The organism is Candidatus Dedyshia acidiphila, assembly GCF_051025295.1.
Classification (GTDB): domain Bacteria; phylum Acidobacteriota; class Terriglobia; order Terriglobales; family Acidobacteriaceae; genus KBS-83.
Genome location: NZ_JBMGJV010000005.1, coordinates 107,819 through 122,643 on the forward strand (window position 1 = coordinate 107,819; position 14,825 = coordinate 122,643).

Here is a 14,825-nt window from a genome sequence, read left to right on the forward strand (position 1 = left end):
CGTGAGCGCACCCATTCGCTGCGGAGTCATCGGCTTCGGCCTTGCCGGACGCATCTTCCACTCGGCTGTGATCGATGCAACCGAGGGGCTCACACTGGCGGCGGTCGTGCAGCGCACAGGCGATGCCGCCAGAGCGGCCTACCCCGCAGTGCCGGTCTATCGCTCGGTGGAGGCGATGCTCGAAGAGGCGGACATCGAGGTTGCCGTTGTCGCCACTCCAAATCAGTCGCACGCGCCGCTGGCGGAACAATGCCTGCGTGCAGGCAAGCATGTCGTCATCGATAAACCGGTGGCGGTCAGCGCGGCAGAGGCGGCTTCCCTGCTGCCCATTGCTCGTGCGGCAGGACGGCGCGTCTTCGCCTACCACAATCGTCGCTGGGACGGTGACTTTCTCACCATCCAACAACTAATCCGGGAGGAGCGGCTGGGCGAGATTCGTGCGTTCGAGTCGCACTTCGACCGACTGCGCCCCACCCCGAAGGCGAATGCCTGGCGCGAAGCGCCGGAGCCGGGCAGCGGCATCCTGCTCGATCTGGGCGCTCACCTCGCCGACCAGGCCCTCGCGCTGTTCGGCTTGCCTGAGGCGGTATGGGCCGATGTGCGTGCGGAACGCGCCGGCTCGCAGGTGGATGACACCTTTGACCTGCGGCTCTACTACGGCAACGTTGCGGTATGGCTGCGCTCGTCGTCGCTCTCCACCCTGCCCGCGGTGCGCTTCCTGCTCCACGGGACGAAGGGCAGCTACCGCAAGGATGGGCTCGACCCTCAGGAGGACGCTCTGCGCGCGGGCGACTTCTTCCGGTCATCGCCTTGGGGCATCGATCCCGAGTCCGCGTGGGGGCAGATCAGCACACTGGGCGACGGCAACCGGGTGGAGCACACCGTCGTGCCTACTCTGCCCGGCGACTACCGCGGCTTCTACGCCAATGTGCGCGATACGCTGCTCGGCCGCGCCGAGCAGGCCGTCACACTGCTGGATGGCTGGCGGACCCTGCGGTTGTTGGAGTGGGCGCGCGAAAGCAGCCTGAGCCGCGCCGCAGTTCCGTGCGACTGGAGCAAGACGCCGCAGGCCTGACGCGCAGAGACTGCTAGCTGAGCAGGCGGTGCAGGTACTGGTAGCTGGTCTTGAGGCTGTCGATCGGCGGCACCTCGGTCTGGTCCTGCTCGACGTAGTAGTGCTCGATGCCAATCTTCTCGGCTTCGGCGAAGATCGCCTTCCAGGGAATCGTGCCGCTGCCTACCTCGGTGAAGTGGAAGGCGCTCTCATTCAGCTCCTGCGAGGTTGGCTGGCCGGCTTTACGGTCCTTGATGTGGAGCAGGCGCACGCGTTTGCCGAGCTGGCTCAGCAGCAGCACCGGATCGCGGCCCGCCTGCGTGATCCAGTAGGTATCGAGTTCGAGCCAGACCAGCTCCGGATCCGTCTCCTTGAGCAGAATGTCGAAACCCGTGGTGCCCTTCAGGTCCTGGAATTCGTAATTGTGATTGTGGAAGGCGAAACGCATCCCCTGCGCCTTGCACTCCTTCCCCCACTGATTGAAGACGGCCGCGGCACGGCGAAAGCTCTCGGGCGAGCCCCATTGCGCCTTCGGCAGCATGGTACAACCCATCCACTTGAGGCCGAGGTGCCGGCCATAGGTGATCTTGCTGGGAAAATCTTCGTAGTTGAACAGGCCGCTCGAGACCGTCAGCCCGGCACGCCGGATCGTAGTCAACAACTCGTGGGCTGGGATGGTGTGCAGCGCACCAGAGGTCTCTACCTCCTCGTACCCAATCTCATGGACCTGCCGGAGCACGGAGAGCAGGTTGTTGTTCTTGATCTGATTGCGCAACGTGTAGAGCTCGACGCCCAGGGGAGGATGCCGTCGCCCGGCGCCAAGGGCCAAGCCTGGCCATGCCGCTGCCGCGAGGGCGAGGAAGGTTCGCCGGTTCATGGGGGCAATCATAGCGAGAGACGCGCCGAAGTTCCACCACACACCCGGGGGATACGGGCGGGAAGTTCTTTGCCGGGAGCAACTTGGGCGCGGAGAAGTGGCAGTGTTCCAAAACGGTAGACGATCCGGGGACGACGCTGTCGCCGTCCCCGGACTATCACCGTTGCCTGAAGATGGGGGGCTCTGCGGCTCAGGCGGCCACGCGGCGCCGCGCCTGCGGCTCTTCGCGTAGTGCCAGCCAGATGCCTGCGGCAATCTGGGTCGCGCCCACAAGACGGGTCAGCCCCGGCCGCTTGGACATGAAGCCCATCAGGGTACGAAACGGCTCCGGCCCCATGCGCCATGCCAGGGCATCGCGCTCTGGTGAGGCCAGGGCCAGAAGGCCATCGCCCACCAGGACGATCGCGGTCAGGTGCTTGAACTGAAGTGTCATCGAGAGAACCTCCGTGTGTTTCGATGCAGTCGATTGTGAAGCCGGGTCCAGGAGACCGTCGCCCCACTGCGTCGCCAGTTTAGATGCGCATTCATTCTTCAGCCCCAAAACAGCAGGAGCCGGGCTCGCGCCCGGCTCCGCTGGTGGTGCGTTGACTCCCTACTGCACGACCAGCTTCAGCGGCAGGGTGTGGACCACTGTCATCGTGGTGTTGGGCAGGGTGGGGCTCAGGACCGTCGCCGTGCCGGTAACGATCACGGTATAGGTGCCCTTGGCGAGTGTTGCATTCGCGCCCGGAGCTCCCTGGCTGAGCGATTGGCTGGAGCTCTTACCCAGACCGCTCGCCAGAGTCGTTCCGCAACCACTGATGCCGACGCTCGCTGCGATGAGCAGGACCGCACCCAGCAGCGACTGCCAGGAGCGTCGCCGCGCCGGCAGGCCGAACAGGAACAGGCAGGCCAGCGCCGCGCCACCTTCACTTGCCCACAGCAGGCCGCGGTGCCCCGGGATAAGCGGAGCAGGCTGGACTGCAGCCACTGTCACACCGGGACCTGCACCGCAGGTGACGGTCAGCTGGGAGACGGGGTTGGGAAGCGGGTTCTGGTTGGTGGTCGAGCAGGTGATGTTCGCCGGCGTGGTGAAGGTCAGCGCGACTCGCTGCTTCAGCGTGTCGAAGCCCTTGAGCGCATCCACTTCGAGGCTGTAGCTGGCCTTCGCGGACCCGGTCGCGGTCCCGTAAGTCAGATCACTCCGCAACTGGAAGTCCGGGGTGCTCTGCTCGTCGTAGACGTTGATGGTGTACGCGACTGTGGAGGGCGTGTGATTCGCGTCCCCGTTGTACTGGGCAATGATGTAGCTCTGTCCCGTGGGCACGGGGAGAGTGAAGTTCGCGTTCGGGTTCAGGTTGGGATCGATCGTGAAGGCAGCCACGCCATTCACGAGCGGCACCGGGTTCGGGACGGCTGTGCCGTTGCTGTGGCTCTGCTGAATGAGCTGGCCGTTCGAGAAGAACGAGACGTTGCCGGTCGGCGGGGGCGTGTTGTTCCCTCCACCATTGCTCGCCACCGTCGCGCTGAAGCTCACCACTGAGGTGTTCAGGAAGGTAGTGACGCCGGCGGTGGGCGTGGTCACCAGGCTGGTACTGCTGTTCGCAATGCCGCGGGTGAAGCCGACATTGAAATTGACCGCGGCCGAGGTGGAGGCCTGGTATTCACCAGTTCCGTCGGGTACGTAGGTTGCCGTCAGCGCCACCGGGCTGGGGGTGCCGAAATTGAAGGTGTTGCCCTTCATCAGGAAGGCAGCGGTCGCACTCGGGCTGCTGCCTGAGTTGTTGCCGCGATCCAGACGCGCCGTGCCGAGCAGGGTGGTTCCGGCAAAGAAGTTCACCGTGCCACCAGGAGCGATGCCCCCGGCGGTTGCCGCGCTAGGCGTCACCGTCGCTACCAGGTAAGTGGCGCTGTTGCGGGCTGCGATGCTCGGGTCGGTCGAGGCCAGGGTCGTCGTCGTCGGTACGCCGGCGATCACCAGTGACGGGGCGGGTCCGGAGAGACGCGCACTGCTAAAGGTCGGATCACCTGCGTAGTTCGCCGAGAAGACATGCGGTCCAGGCGTCAGGCTGGTCGAGATGAACGTGGCAAAACCCAGTGCATCGAGATGGAGCGTTCCGACCTGGGTCCCGTTGTCGAACAACTGCACGTAGCCGGTGGCTGCCTGCGGATCGTTGCCGTCGTTCAGATCGCCCACCTCGAAGGTGAACTCCACGTGCGATCCGTAGGGCAACGTCTGACCCGTATAGCTGTTGGGCAGCGGATTGCCGCTCTGGTCGGTAGTCAGGAGCACCAGCTTGCTGGTCACCTGGCTCACCGTAACGGGCAGCACTGCCGTGGTTGCGCCATAGACGCTGTCGCCGGCATAGCGGGCCACGACGTTGTAGCTGCCGCCAGGAAGGATGTTGGCAACCAGCGGATCGTTCGCCGTGCCGCCCGCCAGAGTCAGGAACTCAGGGGCCGAGCTGGCCGGCTGCAACGCCGTGGTGTTGATGCTGACGTCGCCGGTCGGGGTCGCACTCGAGCCCGCCACGGTGACATTGAGCTGTACCAGCAGGTCATCGTGCTGGAAGCTCGACACTGGCTTGCCATTCTTCGTCAGGCTCACCGTCAGCGTCGCTGCCGGCTTGGCGGCAGGCCACGCGTTGATCAGGTTGGCAACATCCGCACTGCCCAGACCAGAGGCAGCGTCGAAGCCCGGCAATGCCTGGTAACCAGTGGTGTAGCCGCCCACGCAATCCGGGCTGCCGGCGACGCACTGTACCTGATTGTTGCCGTTGACGATGTCATGGAACGCGCCGGGGGTGGCCGACGCGGCGTAGAGGTTCGGATTCAGGTTGCCCTGGACGCCCTTCGCCTGCACGATCAGCGCTGCGATGCCGCCGAAGGCGCCGACCGAGACGTTGGGAGACAGGACACCGTTGTAGGCGAGACCGCCGTCCGGCGAGCCACCCACGCAGTCTGTCGCCAGGATGCACAGGATGTAGGTGCTGCCATTGGCCGGGAATGCGCCGAAGATGGACACGTCCGGCACAACGCGACCGCGGAAGGAGATCTGCGGTGCCACTGCGCTCTGGTAGGAAGGCTGACCGATATTGCTGTGCGCGACCGCCGATATCGCAGGTGTGGTGAATGCGGGGTTGCTCACACCGCCGCCACTCGCGATCACGCTGGGATCGAACTGGATCTGGTTATTCGCCTGGTTGCTGACGTTAAACGGCTGCTCCGGGATGTAGCCCTTGGCCGAAGTGTAGGAGGAGTTGTCCTCGCTCCAGTACTGCAGGAAGCCGCCGAGATTTGTGAGGCTCACTGCACCATTCGGTCCGTAGTAGAAGTCGCTCGAACCGACGGCAGTGTTGTAGGGCGTCGACGCGTAGCCGTTCACTGCAAGGCCATGGCTCGCAAGGGCGACACCGTTCCCATCCGTGCCGACATCGCAGCCTGCTGCACCTGCGCTGCCCGAGGTCACGACGACCGAGATGCCCTGCGCGGCAGCCTGCTCCCACACTGACTGGTAGAACTGCAGACGCGATGGCGTGAAGTTGGCTTCGCAACCTTCGTAGCCGAAGACCAGCACGTTCACCGTGTTGTCTTCGACGGCCCGCACCGAGGCCAGGTCGATGCCCGGGGAGAGGTCTGTATCCGCTGCGGTATAAACGTTGATCTTGGCTGCAGGCGCGGTGGCGGAGACCAGCTCAATCTGCCCGTAGGTCAGGTCCGCATCGGCCGCGATGCCGGGATCCACACCGTCGACGACGACGGCCGGATCGTTCGCCGGCAGGCCGAAGGTGGTGCGGTATGCCGCAGGAATCGCCAGGTTCACGTTCGAATCGGAGATGATGCCCACCGTCACGCCCGTGCCGTCAAACTGTTTGGTCGGGATGTCGTAGATCACCGCCAGATCGCCGGGCGAGACCGACTCGATCCCGTTGTTCTGGTCCGCGTACAGCGGGTGTGACTTGCCCGTCTTTGCGTCGCGGACCATGGCAACCGTGCCATGCGCCTGCGGCTGACGGTAGTTGCTCAGGCCGGCGATGCCGTGCACCACCGAAGCCAGCGCCCGGGGAACCTGCACGTCACTTGCATTCGCGGTGAAGGTGCGTCCGTTGGCCTGGTAGCTGTGGACCTCGGTACCGAAGCTCGCGCGCACCTGCGCAGCGGTTCCGGAAAACTCAATTGCTGTCTTGCCCTTGTAGGTGCGTCCGACGGCGAAGCCCTGGGCCGAGAGGTACGAACTCACGGTCTGCAGGTCGGCGTCCGAGACACCGAAGCGCGCACCGAACTGCTCAGGCGTCAGCCACTGGTGGTAGTGCGCGCTCTTCGGATCCTTTTGCGCGGCCAGAAACTGGTCCAAAGCGGACTGCTGCTCCGGGCTGCGGTCCAGCAGCAGCACCATGCGTCCGGAGGCGCTGTCTGCAACGCGTCCCAGGTCCGCCGGACCACGGGTGAATGCGGGTCGCGTGCCCTTGAGCGTCACCGTATTGGCGGGATCGACCACACCCTGGATGCGCGGCACGGCCGCCACGGACATTTGTCCAAAGCTGGCCAGCGGGGAGAGAAGAGTGAGCGCAGCAAGCGGCGCGGCGAGGCGGAGCCTGGAGAGAAGACGGTGTGTCAGCATAGCCATCCTGAACAAGGTTCGTGCGGCGATTGGTTCCGTTCTGTTGCCGGAGGCGGAGCCTCCGTGCCCGACGGATTCTGTACGGACCCCAGAGGGTCCCGGATGCAACATGTGCTCCCCTGCAGCGGTCCTGAAGGACACGCACGGAGAGTCGTAACCAGCCCTGATGCAGATTGCAGCATCAAAGGTGTCCGCTGCGGGAGAGAATCTTTTCCATAGACATCACCCGGACGCGCAACGCGCTCAGCGCGATCGGTACGCGCTCCGGTCCCGCCTGCAGATTCCCTGCGGAGAAGAGGCGTAGCACGATCGATCTGAAGTGTAGCCCGAAGGTGGTAGACGTGTCTGTGGTTCTTAGACAAACGTTAGGCATCTGCCTGCGGTCACCACAGCCGTGATGAAGTGACAACGTCTGCCGGACACGCCGAGGTCCGCTTCCGGCCCCTGCGGTCCCTAGCGTCCCAGCGTCTCGTGCGCCGGCAAAGCCTGTACTTTGCTATGTTTCGCCGAGTAGCCGAAGTAAATGGCCAGGCCGACGATGAGCCAGATGATGACCACAATCCAGGTCAGCCGCGGCAGCGAGAACATCAGATAGAGCGCCGTCAGAATTCCCAGGATGGGAACGAGCGGCACCAGAGGCGTGCGAAACGGGCGATGGAGGTTCGGGTGCCGCCTCCGCAGGATCCACACCCCGGCGCTCACAATGCAGAACGCGAGCAGGGTTCCCATGTTGACCAGCTCCGAGAGCCGCTTAATGGGCAGCACTGCCGGCAGGAACGCAACGATCGAACCGACCAGTATGTTCGAGATCCAGGGCGTGCGGAACTTGGGGTGAATGGCGCTGGCCCAGCGCGGCAGCAGGCCATCGCGCGACATGGAGAAGAACACGCGCGACTGGCCGAGCAACATGACCAGCATCACGGTTCCAAGGCCGAACACGGCTCCAACCTTCACCAGGAGGCTGCCCCAGCTCACACCCGTGGCGTCGATGCCAACGGCCACTGGATCGCTGACGTTGAGCGCGTGATAGTTGACGAGCCCCGTGAGCGTGAGCGAAACGGCAATGTAGAGGATGGTGCAGACCACCAGCGATCCCAGGATGCCGATCGGCATATCCCGCTGCGGATTGCGTGCTTCCTGCGCCGCGGTCGACACCGCGTCGAAGCCGATGTACGCGAAGAAGACGGATGCAGCGCCCGCAGCGATGCCGTTGAAGCCGAAGTTGCCCGCTTCATCTCGCGGCGGGATGAAGGGATGCCAGTTCGCCTGACGCAGCTCCGGATGGTGCATGAGGAAGCCGATGCCCACCACCAGGAAGACGCCGACGCAGACCAGCTTCACGATCACGATCAGCGTGTTGAAGTTGGCCGACTCTTCAATGCCAACGACCAGAACCGCTGTTACCGCAAGAATGGCCAGGAAGGCGACGAGGTTGAACACGCCCGTGACATGCGGCAGATTCGACACATCGGTCCCGGGTGGCAGCGCGCCGGAGGACATCCATCGCCCGTGGAGGTTGTAGAGGTCGCTCCCCGTAGTCGCGGTGAAGCGAGCCATTGCTGGAGAGATGTGGATGTGCAGCTGCTCGACTAACGAAACGAAGTAGCCCGACCACCCGGAGGCGACGGTCGCGGCGCCGAATGCGTATTCCAGTACGAGGTCCCAGCCGATGATCCAAGCCACCAGCTCGCCAAGTGTGGCGTAACCATAGGTGTAGGCCGAGCCGGCGATGGGGATGATGGACGCGAATTCGGCGTAGCAGAGCCCGGCAAATGCGCAGGTGATGCCGGCCAGGACGAAGCTGAGGGCGATCGCGGGACCTGCGTGCGTGGCCGCAGCCTGACCCGTGAGCACAAAGATGCCGGCGCCGATGACGGCGCCGATGCCCAACGTGACCAGGTTGACCGGCCCGAGCGAGCGCTTGAGGGTGTTTTCCCCCTCTTCCTGCGACTCACTGAGCAGCGCGGAAAGGGGCTTGGTTGCGAGCAGTCTAGCCAAACGGTTCGTCCTCCAGAGGCTCCGTGCCGGGCAGCGCGGCACCGGCAGATCATCGTCACCGGACGTGGACAGCGGTACCCGACACTCTCAACCCGGAGAGGACGTCTCGATTCTGTCGAGCACGGGGGGCCGGATCTCCTACATCAGTAAGAAGGCCGGCGGTTCTGCCGCTTTCGTGTCCTTGACTTTGACGTTCAGTTCTATCGCAAATGAGAGAGAAAGTCCCGCACCCGTTCCTGAATCGTCTCGCCGGCTGCGAGCGATGACCCTGAGTCGTGTGATGAGAGCGACCCCAGTGGCTCGGTTGGGAGCAGCCCTGAGATGACCGCCACAGCGTCGGCACCGGCTGCAAGCACCCCGGCTGCGGTCTCCCGGGTGATGCCGCCGATCGCGACCAGTGGCAGGCGTGTGATCGCGCGCGCGGCTCGCACCCCGTCGAGTCCCACCACCGGGTCGGGGTTGCGCTTCGAGCCGGTCGCGAATACGGGGCCGATCGCAAGATAGTCGGCCACCCCCGTGTCGACGGCTGTGCGCATTTGATCGACATTGTGAGTAGAGACGCCGAGCAGCACCTCGGGGCCGATCAGTTGGCGTGCCTGTTCCGGCGGCAGATCCTCCTGCCCCACGTGCACGCCATCCGCGCCTATGTCGGCACAGAGGTGTACCCGGTCATTGAGCAGCAGCACGCAGTTCTCTGCCGGGAACATTGCGCGCAGCCGGCGCATGCGCGCCACCACCTCGGCATCGCTCGCAAGCTTGTCACGGTACTGCACCCAGCGCACACCGGCGGCGAACAGCGCCTCTGCCGCCCGGTCGAGCGAGATGCCGGCTGCGCGAAGGGCCTCCGCATCGAGGATCGGGTAGAGCGCGGGGAGTTGCTCGCGATGATCCGGACGCATCAAGCCACACCCATCGCGCTGCCGCCGCGCACTACTTCTTCACCGGTGCCATTGGCCTCAGAATGTCGGCCAGCACGTCCGGCGCGCCCTTCTCCCGTTCGAGCACCGGGTAGCGCTGGCCGCCGTGATAATCGATCTTCAGCACCTTGAAATACGACGTGTTGGACACGATGAACTCGAGCGGTCCGCTGTTCTTCTGGTCCGCGCCGCTCTTCGCCTGATCAATGGCTGACTTCAACAGCTCATCCTGGTAAGCGCGGCCGTTCACCGCGACGATCTGCATGCCCGGCCCGAAGCCCGCCTTATCCGCAGGCGAGCCGACCAGCACATCGCTCACCTTGCCCCCATCGCCGACACGCAGCCCAAGCGACCACCACGCGATCACACCATCGTGCTCCTCGGCGGCGGTGTAGGGAGACTCCTTGTCGGTGTAGCTGAGCTTCCAGCCGCCGCTCGTGATGCCACCAAGAGGCGCGTGATGCACCTTGCTCGTGATCCGCTCATGCAGAAAGGCGGCCCAGTCGTACGGCTGCACTGCATTCAGGTTCGCGACCACATCGTCGAACGTGTACGGCACCACCTTGGGCGCGGTGTCGCCGCCCAAGCCGTGGAAGCGCGCGCAGAAGTCGTTCAGGCTCTTCCTGCCGCCACTCTGCTTGCGGATGATCGTGTCCGCCTCAAGCCAGAGCAGCTCGCCCTCCGGGTAGTAGTCGACGTTGCGCCGCCAGTTATCCCACTGGTCGCTGGCCGAGTAGAGGATCTGCGCTGACACCGCCGTGTCTTCGAGGTCGCGCCACGTGCGGCCCGGTCGCGCATCGAGCGTGGCCGCAGTCATCGCGACGGCATCGCGGTACTGCTCCGGTGTCCAGATGCCGCTGCGCGCGGCGAGCACGTCGCCGAGATATTGTGTCAGACCCTCGTAAACCCACAGCAGTTCGCCCTTCATGGGCACCTGGTAGTTCGCCGTCGCGAGGCCGGCGGGGCGGCGGTACTTGCCATTCCAGGAGTGGGTGAACTCGTGCGGCAGCAGGTCCGCGCTCAGCAGCGAGAGGTTCGGGTCGAGAAAGGTCTTCTCCGGCACGCGGTCATCGCTCGACTGGTGATGCTCGAGCCCGAAGTGCGCCACCTGGTCGCTCAGCGTCATCAGGAAGTGGTAACTACCGAAGTGGCGTGACTTGTAGAGCGCGCCCGTCTCCCGCACCAGATTGTTGAAGCCGGCCAGCAGCTCCGGCTTAATTTCCAGATCCTCCGGTCCGTCGGCGACCACGTCGAGATAGTGCCTGGGCGACACCTCAGGCGCGAGCGGCCACTCGCGGAAGTACTTACCCGTCAGGAGCGGCGAGTCGATCAACTGCTCGAGCGTCACCGTCTGGAAGGCAGGGTTCTCGTCGCTGCCGCCGTTACGATTGAGCGCTGTGCCGTACTTCCAGCCAGCGAGCAGCCTGGCATCGGGGGTCACCCGCACATCGCTGGCGTTGGCACCATCGGGATAGAGCAGAAGCGTATTCCAGCTCACCATCGCGAGGCTCGCGCTGGTCGACGCGCCTGCCGAGAAGCCTGAGGCCGCCGCCGTCGCCAGGAAGTCGAGCTTCACCTTTAGCTCCGTCGCGCCCTCCGGCACACGGATGTGGAAGGCATACATGTCGACATCGTCGCGCCGCCACGCGATCTGCTGTCCGCCGGCGGTGAACGTCAGTCCGGTCAGGTCATCGATCGGTCCCGTCGGTCCGTGCTCCCCCGGAATCCACTTCGGATAGACCAGCGTGTGGTCACCCGGCGTGATGGGCAGCGTCTCTTCCGCATGCATGATCTTGCGCGGCGCATCCGTGACATCGATGTGTAACTGGATGGGAGTTGTGGTCTGGGCGAAGGCGGCAGCGGGTAGCAGCAGAGCGGTGGCACAACAGAGTCGAAAGGGCGGCAACAGGAGCTCCAAAGACAGGATGACCAGCAACGGAGGGCCAGTGTAACTGCTGCGGGCGGCGGCTGGCGCCAGTGCTACACTCCCGGCATGCAGCGCGGCCTGTTCGTGACTCTGGAGGGGCTGGATGGCTCCGGCAAGTCCACACAAATACGCAAGCTGCACGAGTGGCTCATCGCGCGCGGCGAGACCGTGATCGCGACGCGCCAGCCTGGCGGCACGCGGCTGGGCGACCGTATTCGCAGCCTCTTGCTCGACTCCCGTGGAGCCAACATTGACTTCCGCACCGAGCTCGGCCTGATGTTTGCCGATCGAGCCCAGGCCGTTGCGGAGGTGATCCGGCCCGCGCTCGACCGTGGAGCTATCGTGCTCTGCGATCGCTTCACTGATTCCACGGAGGCGTATCAAGGGGGCGGCCGCCAGCTTGGCTCGGAGTGCGTGCTTGCGTTGCATCGCACACTGGTCGGCCTCGATCCCGATCTCACCCTGCTGCTGATGCCCGACTTCGATGCGTCGCTCGAGCGAGCACGCGGCCGCAACCAGCGGGTGCTCGCCGCCACGGGCAAGGACGAGAACCGCTTCGAGGCGCTGGACACCGCATTCTTTCGCCGCGTCCACGACCAATACAGCGTGATCGCTGCCCGCGAGACTGTGCGTGTGGTCGCAATCGAGGGTGATGCCGGGGTAGAAGAGGTGCACCGCCGTGCAGTATCCATAGTGGAGGAGCGTCTTCGCAAGATTCGGTCCTGAATCTCAGGAGAGGTTCTCTGCTCTGCAACCACCATGGCCACCGCACCCCGCTCTCCTGAACACGACGACCTTCCAGCGGAACGCAAGCACACGGTGATCGCGCGTGGTGGCTATCGTTACCCGCCCGGGCTGAAGCTGAATCTGCCCTTCTACATCATTCGTCGCTTCTTCAACCCGTCGAATCCCATCCTGCTCTTCCAGCACCTCGCCGAGACATACGGCCGCATCGCGCACTACAAGCTGGGCTGGCAGCACATTGTCTTCCTGAACGACCCGGAGTTCATCCGCGAGATCCTGATCCAGCATCCGCAGGACACGATCAAGGAGCGCACCCAACGGCGCATGAAGATCCTGCTGGGGGAAGGCCTGATCACGAGCGAAGGCCAGTTCCACATGCGCCAGCGCCGCATCGCTGCGCCCGCGTTCCACCGCCAGCGTATTGCTGCCTACGCGGACACCATCACGGAGCGCGCTCTGCTGCGGCGTGCGCAGTGGCAACGGGGCCAGACGCTCGACATCGGCGCCGAGATGATGGCGCTCGCACTGGAAGTGGTCGCACGCACGCTGTTCAACACCGATGTGACCAGTGATGTGCTCGAGATCAACCGCGAGGTCAACGTGATCATGGACCTCTACAACTACCTGATCGCGCTGCCTGCGGCCGAGGCCTACCTGCACGCGCCGCTGCCCGGGCTGACGCGCTTTCGTCGCGCACGCGCGCGCCTCGATGCCGTGGTGCACCGCATGATCGAGGAGCACCGCAGCCGCGCGCAGTCCGGCGACACGCGCGACGAGGCCGACCTGCTGTCCATGCTGATGGCCTCACGCGATGAAGAGGGCGGCGGCCGCATGACGGATGAGCAGCTGCGTGACGAAATCATCACCATCTTCCTCGCCGGATACGAGACCGTCGCGAACGCGCTCACTTGGACGTGGATCCTGCTGGCGCAAAACCCGGACGCAGCGCAGCGTTTCTACGACGAGATAGACACGGTGCTCGGCGGACGTACGCCGACGCTGGAAGACCTGCCGCGGCTGCGCTACACAGAAATGGTGTTCGCCGAGTCGATGCGCATTTACCCACCCGCGTGGGCCATGGGCCGGCAGAGCACCGCTGTAATCGAGCTCGGTCCCTACCGCTTCCCTGCCGGCACGTACTTCTTCTTCAGTCAGTATGTGATCCAGCGCGACCCGGAATACTTTCCCGACCCGCTGCGCTTCGATCCCGAGCGCTTCACGCCCGAAGCGAAGGCGAACCGGCCGAAGTTTGTTTACTTCCCCTTCGGCGGCGGCGGACGTCAGTGCATCGGCGAAGCATTCGCGTGGATGGAAGGCGTGCTCATCCTGGCGACCATCGCGCAGCAGTGGCGGATTACGTTACTCCCGGAGGCACGTATTGACGTGCAGCCCAAGATCACGCTGCGCCCGAAATATCCTGTGCCGATGCGAGCGGACGCACGCTAGGAGCCCACCCTGGCTCCTAACGTGAGGTGTAGGCGGCAAGTTAGCCGCGATTACGGCTGACCTTTGCCGCCACCCGCACCGTAGATGTTGCCCGTGGTGTAACTCGCGTCGTTCGCAGCAAGCTGTACGTAGATGCTCGCAAGCTCCGCAGGCTGACCAGCGCGGCCCAACGGATAATCCTGCCCAAACGTCACCAGATGCTGCTGTGTCGCGCCTCCGGAGACCTGCAGCGGCGTCCAGATGGGTCCCGGAGCAACGCCGTTCACACGGATGCCCTTCGGGCCAAGCTGCTTGCCGAGCGACTTAACATAGTTCATGGTCGCGGCTTTGGTCTGGGCGTAATCATAGAGATTGGCCGACGGGTCGTAGGCCTGCTCGGAGGTCGTGCCGATGATGCACGAGCCCGGCTGCAGATGCGGAAGCGCGGCCTTGATGATCCAGAACGGCGCGTAGATGTTTGTCTTCATCGTTGCGTCGAATGCTTCGGTCGTGAGCTGGAGCAGGTCTTCGCACTGCTGCTGCCGGCCGGCATTCGACACGACGATGTCGAGGCCACCGAGACCCTCGACTGCTTTCTGTACGAGATCGGTGCAGTAGTTCTCCTCGCGCAGATCGCCGGGGATGGGGATCGCCTTGCGTCCCGCCGCCTTGATCAGGTCGATCACCTCGCGCGCGTCCGGCTCCTCTGACGGGTAATAGCTGATCGCCACATCCGCGCCCTCACGCGCGAACGCAATCGCCGCGGCGCGGCCCATGCCGGAGTCGCCGCCTGTGATCAGTGCTTTGCGTCCGGCCAGCCGTCCCGATCCCTTGTAACTGGTCTCGCCATGATCCGGCCGCGGATTCATCTTGCTGGCGAGTCCCGGCCATGGCTGCGTCTGGCTGGGATAGGGCGGCTTCGGATATTTATCCCGCGGATTCACGAACGGTGCGGTTGCACCACCCTGGGCCTGACCCTCTGGCGATCCCTCGGCTTCGGCCGCTGGCACAGCAGCGGTCAGCGCTGCGCCGGCAATGCCTGCTCCCAGCGTGCTCACCAGCTTGCGCCGTGACATTTCATGTCTGTCAGAACTCATGCGGTTGTCTCTCCTCTTGAACACTGGCGTGCCACAGGAGGAGACCCATGCGCCTCGTCTGCCCGACACCGTGATCTCTGTAGAGGAGATGCGGCCGCAGCAGGCAAGTGTTTCACGCCCGTGCGAGAGACAAGGGAGAACCCTGACTCTCAAGAATGAGCTGCATCGGAGGTGAAACCGCAACAT

At 64.4% G+C, this 14,825-nt stretch carries 10 protein-coding genes; 3 read left to right on the forward strand and 7 right to left on the reverse strand.

Going from position 1 to position 14,825, the window contains the following annotated elements:
- Position 1: 1 nt before the first annotated feature.
- Positions 2-1,075: a Gfo/Idh/MocA family oxidoreductase gene (locus tag AC5IJH_RS03705; protein WP_491901446.1), complete on the forward strand. Its 1,074-nt coding sequence runs from the start codon at positions 2-4 to the stop codon at positions 1,073-1,075.
- A 13-nt stretch (positions 1,076-1,088) separates the two neighbouring features.
- Here AC5IJH_RS03705 and AC5IJH_RS03710 read toward each other — a convergent pair whose 3' ends face one another.
- The 6 genes from AC5IJH_RS03710 to AC5IJH_RS03735 all read right to left on the reverse strand — a co-directional run bounded on the left by AC5IJH_RS03710 (position 1,089) and on the right by AC5IJH_RS03735 (position 11,352).
- Positions 1,089-1,931: a sugar phosphate isomerase/epimerase family protein gene (locus AC5IJH_RS03710; RefSeq protein WP_491901447.1), complete on the reverse strand. Its 843-nt coding sequence runs from the start codon at positions 1,929-1,931 to the stop codon at positions 1,089-1,091.
- 190 nt (positions 1,932-2,121) lie between these two features.
- Complete coding sequence (locus AC5IJH_RS03715) at positions 2,122-2,364, reverse strand: hypothetical protein (RefSeq protein ID WP_491901448.1); 243 nt, start codon at positions 2,362-2,364, stop codon at positions 2,122-2,124.
- 159 nt (positions 2,365-2,523) lie between these two features.
- On the reverse strand, positions 2,524-6,531 hold the full coding sequence (locus AC5IJH_RS03720) for an Ig-like domain repeat protein (RefSeq protein WP_491901449.1): 4,008 nt from the start codon (positions 6,529-6,531) through the stop codon (positions 2,524-2,526).
- A gap of 453 nt (positions 6,532-6,984) precedes the next feature.
- A complete protein-coding gene (locus AC5IJH_RS03725) occupies positions 6,985-8,529 on the reverse strand; it encodes an amino acid permease (protein ID WP_491901450.1) in 1,545 nt (514 codons plus the stop codon).
- A 200-nt stretch (positions 8,530-8,729) separates the two neighbouring features.
- Positions 8,730-9,428 carry a thiamine phosphate synthase gene (gene thiE, locus AC5IJH_RS03730; RefSeq protein ID WP_491901451.1) on the reverse strand — a complete coding sequence of 233 codons (699 nt, stop codon included), beginning with the start codon at positions 9,426-9,428 and terminating at the stop codon, positions 8,730-8,732.
- Between the two features lie 31 nt (positions 9,429-9,459).
- Positions 9,460-11,352, reverse strand: a complete 1,893-nt coding sequence (locus AC5IJH_RS03735) for a M61 family metallopeptidase (RefSeq protein ID WP_491901452.1) — start codon at positions 11,350-11,352, stop codon at positions 9,460-9,462.
- A gap of 87 nt (positions 11,353-11,439) precedes the next feature.
- Here AC5IJH_RS03735 and tmk point away from each other — a divergent pair, with 87 nt between their 5' ends.
- Together tmk and AC5IJH_RS03745 are read left to right on the forward strand one after the other, a co-directional pair.
- The gene (gene tmk, locus AC5IJH_RS03740) at positions 11,440-12,099 is read left to right on the forward strand and encodes a dTMP kinase (RefSeq protein WP_491901453.1); all 660 of its coding nucleotides are present in this window, start codon (positions 11,440-11,442) and stop codon (positions 12,097-12,099) included.
- 33 nt (positions 12,100-12,132) lie between these two features.
- Positions 12,133-13,563, forward strand: a complete 1,431-nt coding sequence (locus AC5IJH_RS03745) for a cytochrome P450 (protein ID WP_491901454.1) — start codon at positions 12,133-12,135, stop codon at positions 13,561-13,563.
- Positions 13,564-13,613: 50 nt separating this feature from the next.
- Here the strand turns inward: AC5IJH_RS03745 and AC5IJH_RS03750 are convergent, their stop codons facing one another.
- On the reverse strand, positions 13,614-14,639 hold the full coding sequence (locus tag AC5IJH_RS03750) for an SDR family oxidoreductase (RefSeq protein WP_491901455.1): 1,026 nt from the start codon (positions 14,637-14,639) through the stop codon (positions 13,614-13,616).
- Positions 14,640-14,825 lie beyond the last annotated feature (186 nt).

Excerpts from the sequence above, each read along its gene's own strand:
- thiE (WP_491901451.1), bottom strand. The coding sequence starts at position 9,428 with ATGCGTCCGGATCATCGCGAGCAACTCCCCGCGCTCTACCCGATCCTC.
- AC5IJH_RS03720 (WP_491901449.1), bottom strand. The coding sequence starts at position 6,531 with ATGCTGACACACCGTCTTCTCTCCAGGCTCCGCCTCGCCGCGCCGCTT.
- AC5IJH_RS03745 (WP_491901454.1), top strand. The coding sequence starts at position 12,133 with ATGGCCACCGCACCCCGCTCTCCTGAACACGACGACCTTCCAGCGGAA.
- AC5IJH_RS03715 (WP_491901448.1), bottom strand. The coding sequence starts at position 2,364 with ATGACACTTCAGTTCAAGCACCTGACCGCGATCGTCCTGGTGGGCGAT.
- tmk (WP_491901453.1), top strand. The coding sequence starts at position 11,440 with ATGCAGCGCGGCCTGTTCGTGACTCTGGAGGGGCTGGATGGCTCCGGC.
- AC5IJH_RS03710 (WP_491901447.1), bottom strand. The coding sequence starts at position 1,931 with ATGAACCGGCGAACCTTCCTCGCCCTCGCGGCAGCGGCATGGCCAGGC.
- AC5IJH_RS03750 (WP_491901455.1), bottom strand. The coding sequence starts at position 14,639 with ATGAGTTCTGACAGACATGAAATGTCACGGCGCAAGCTGGTGAGCACG.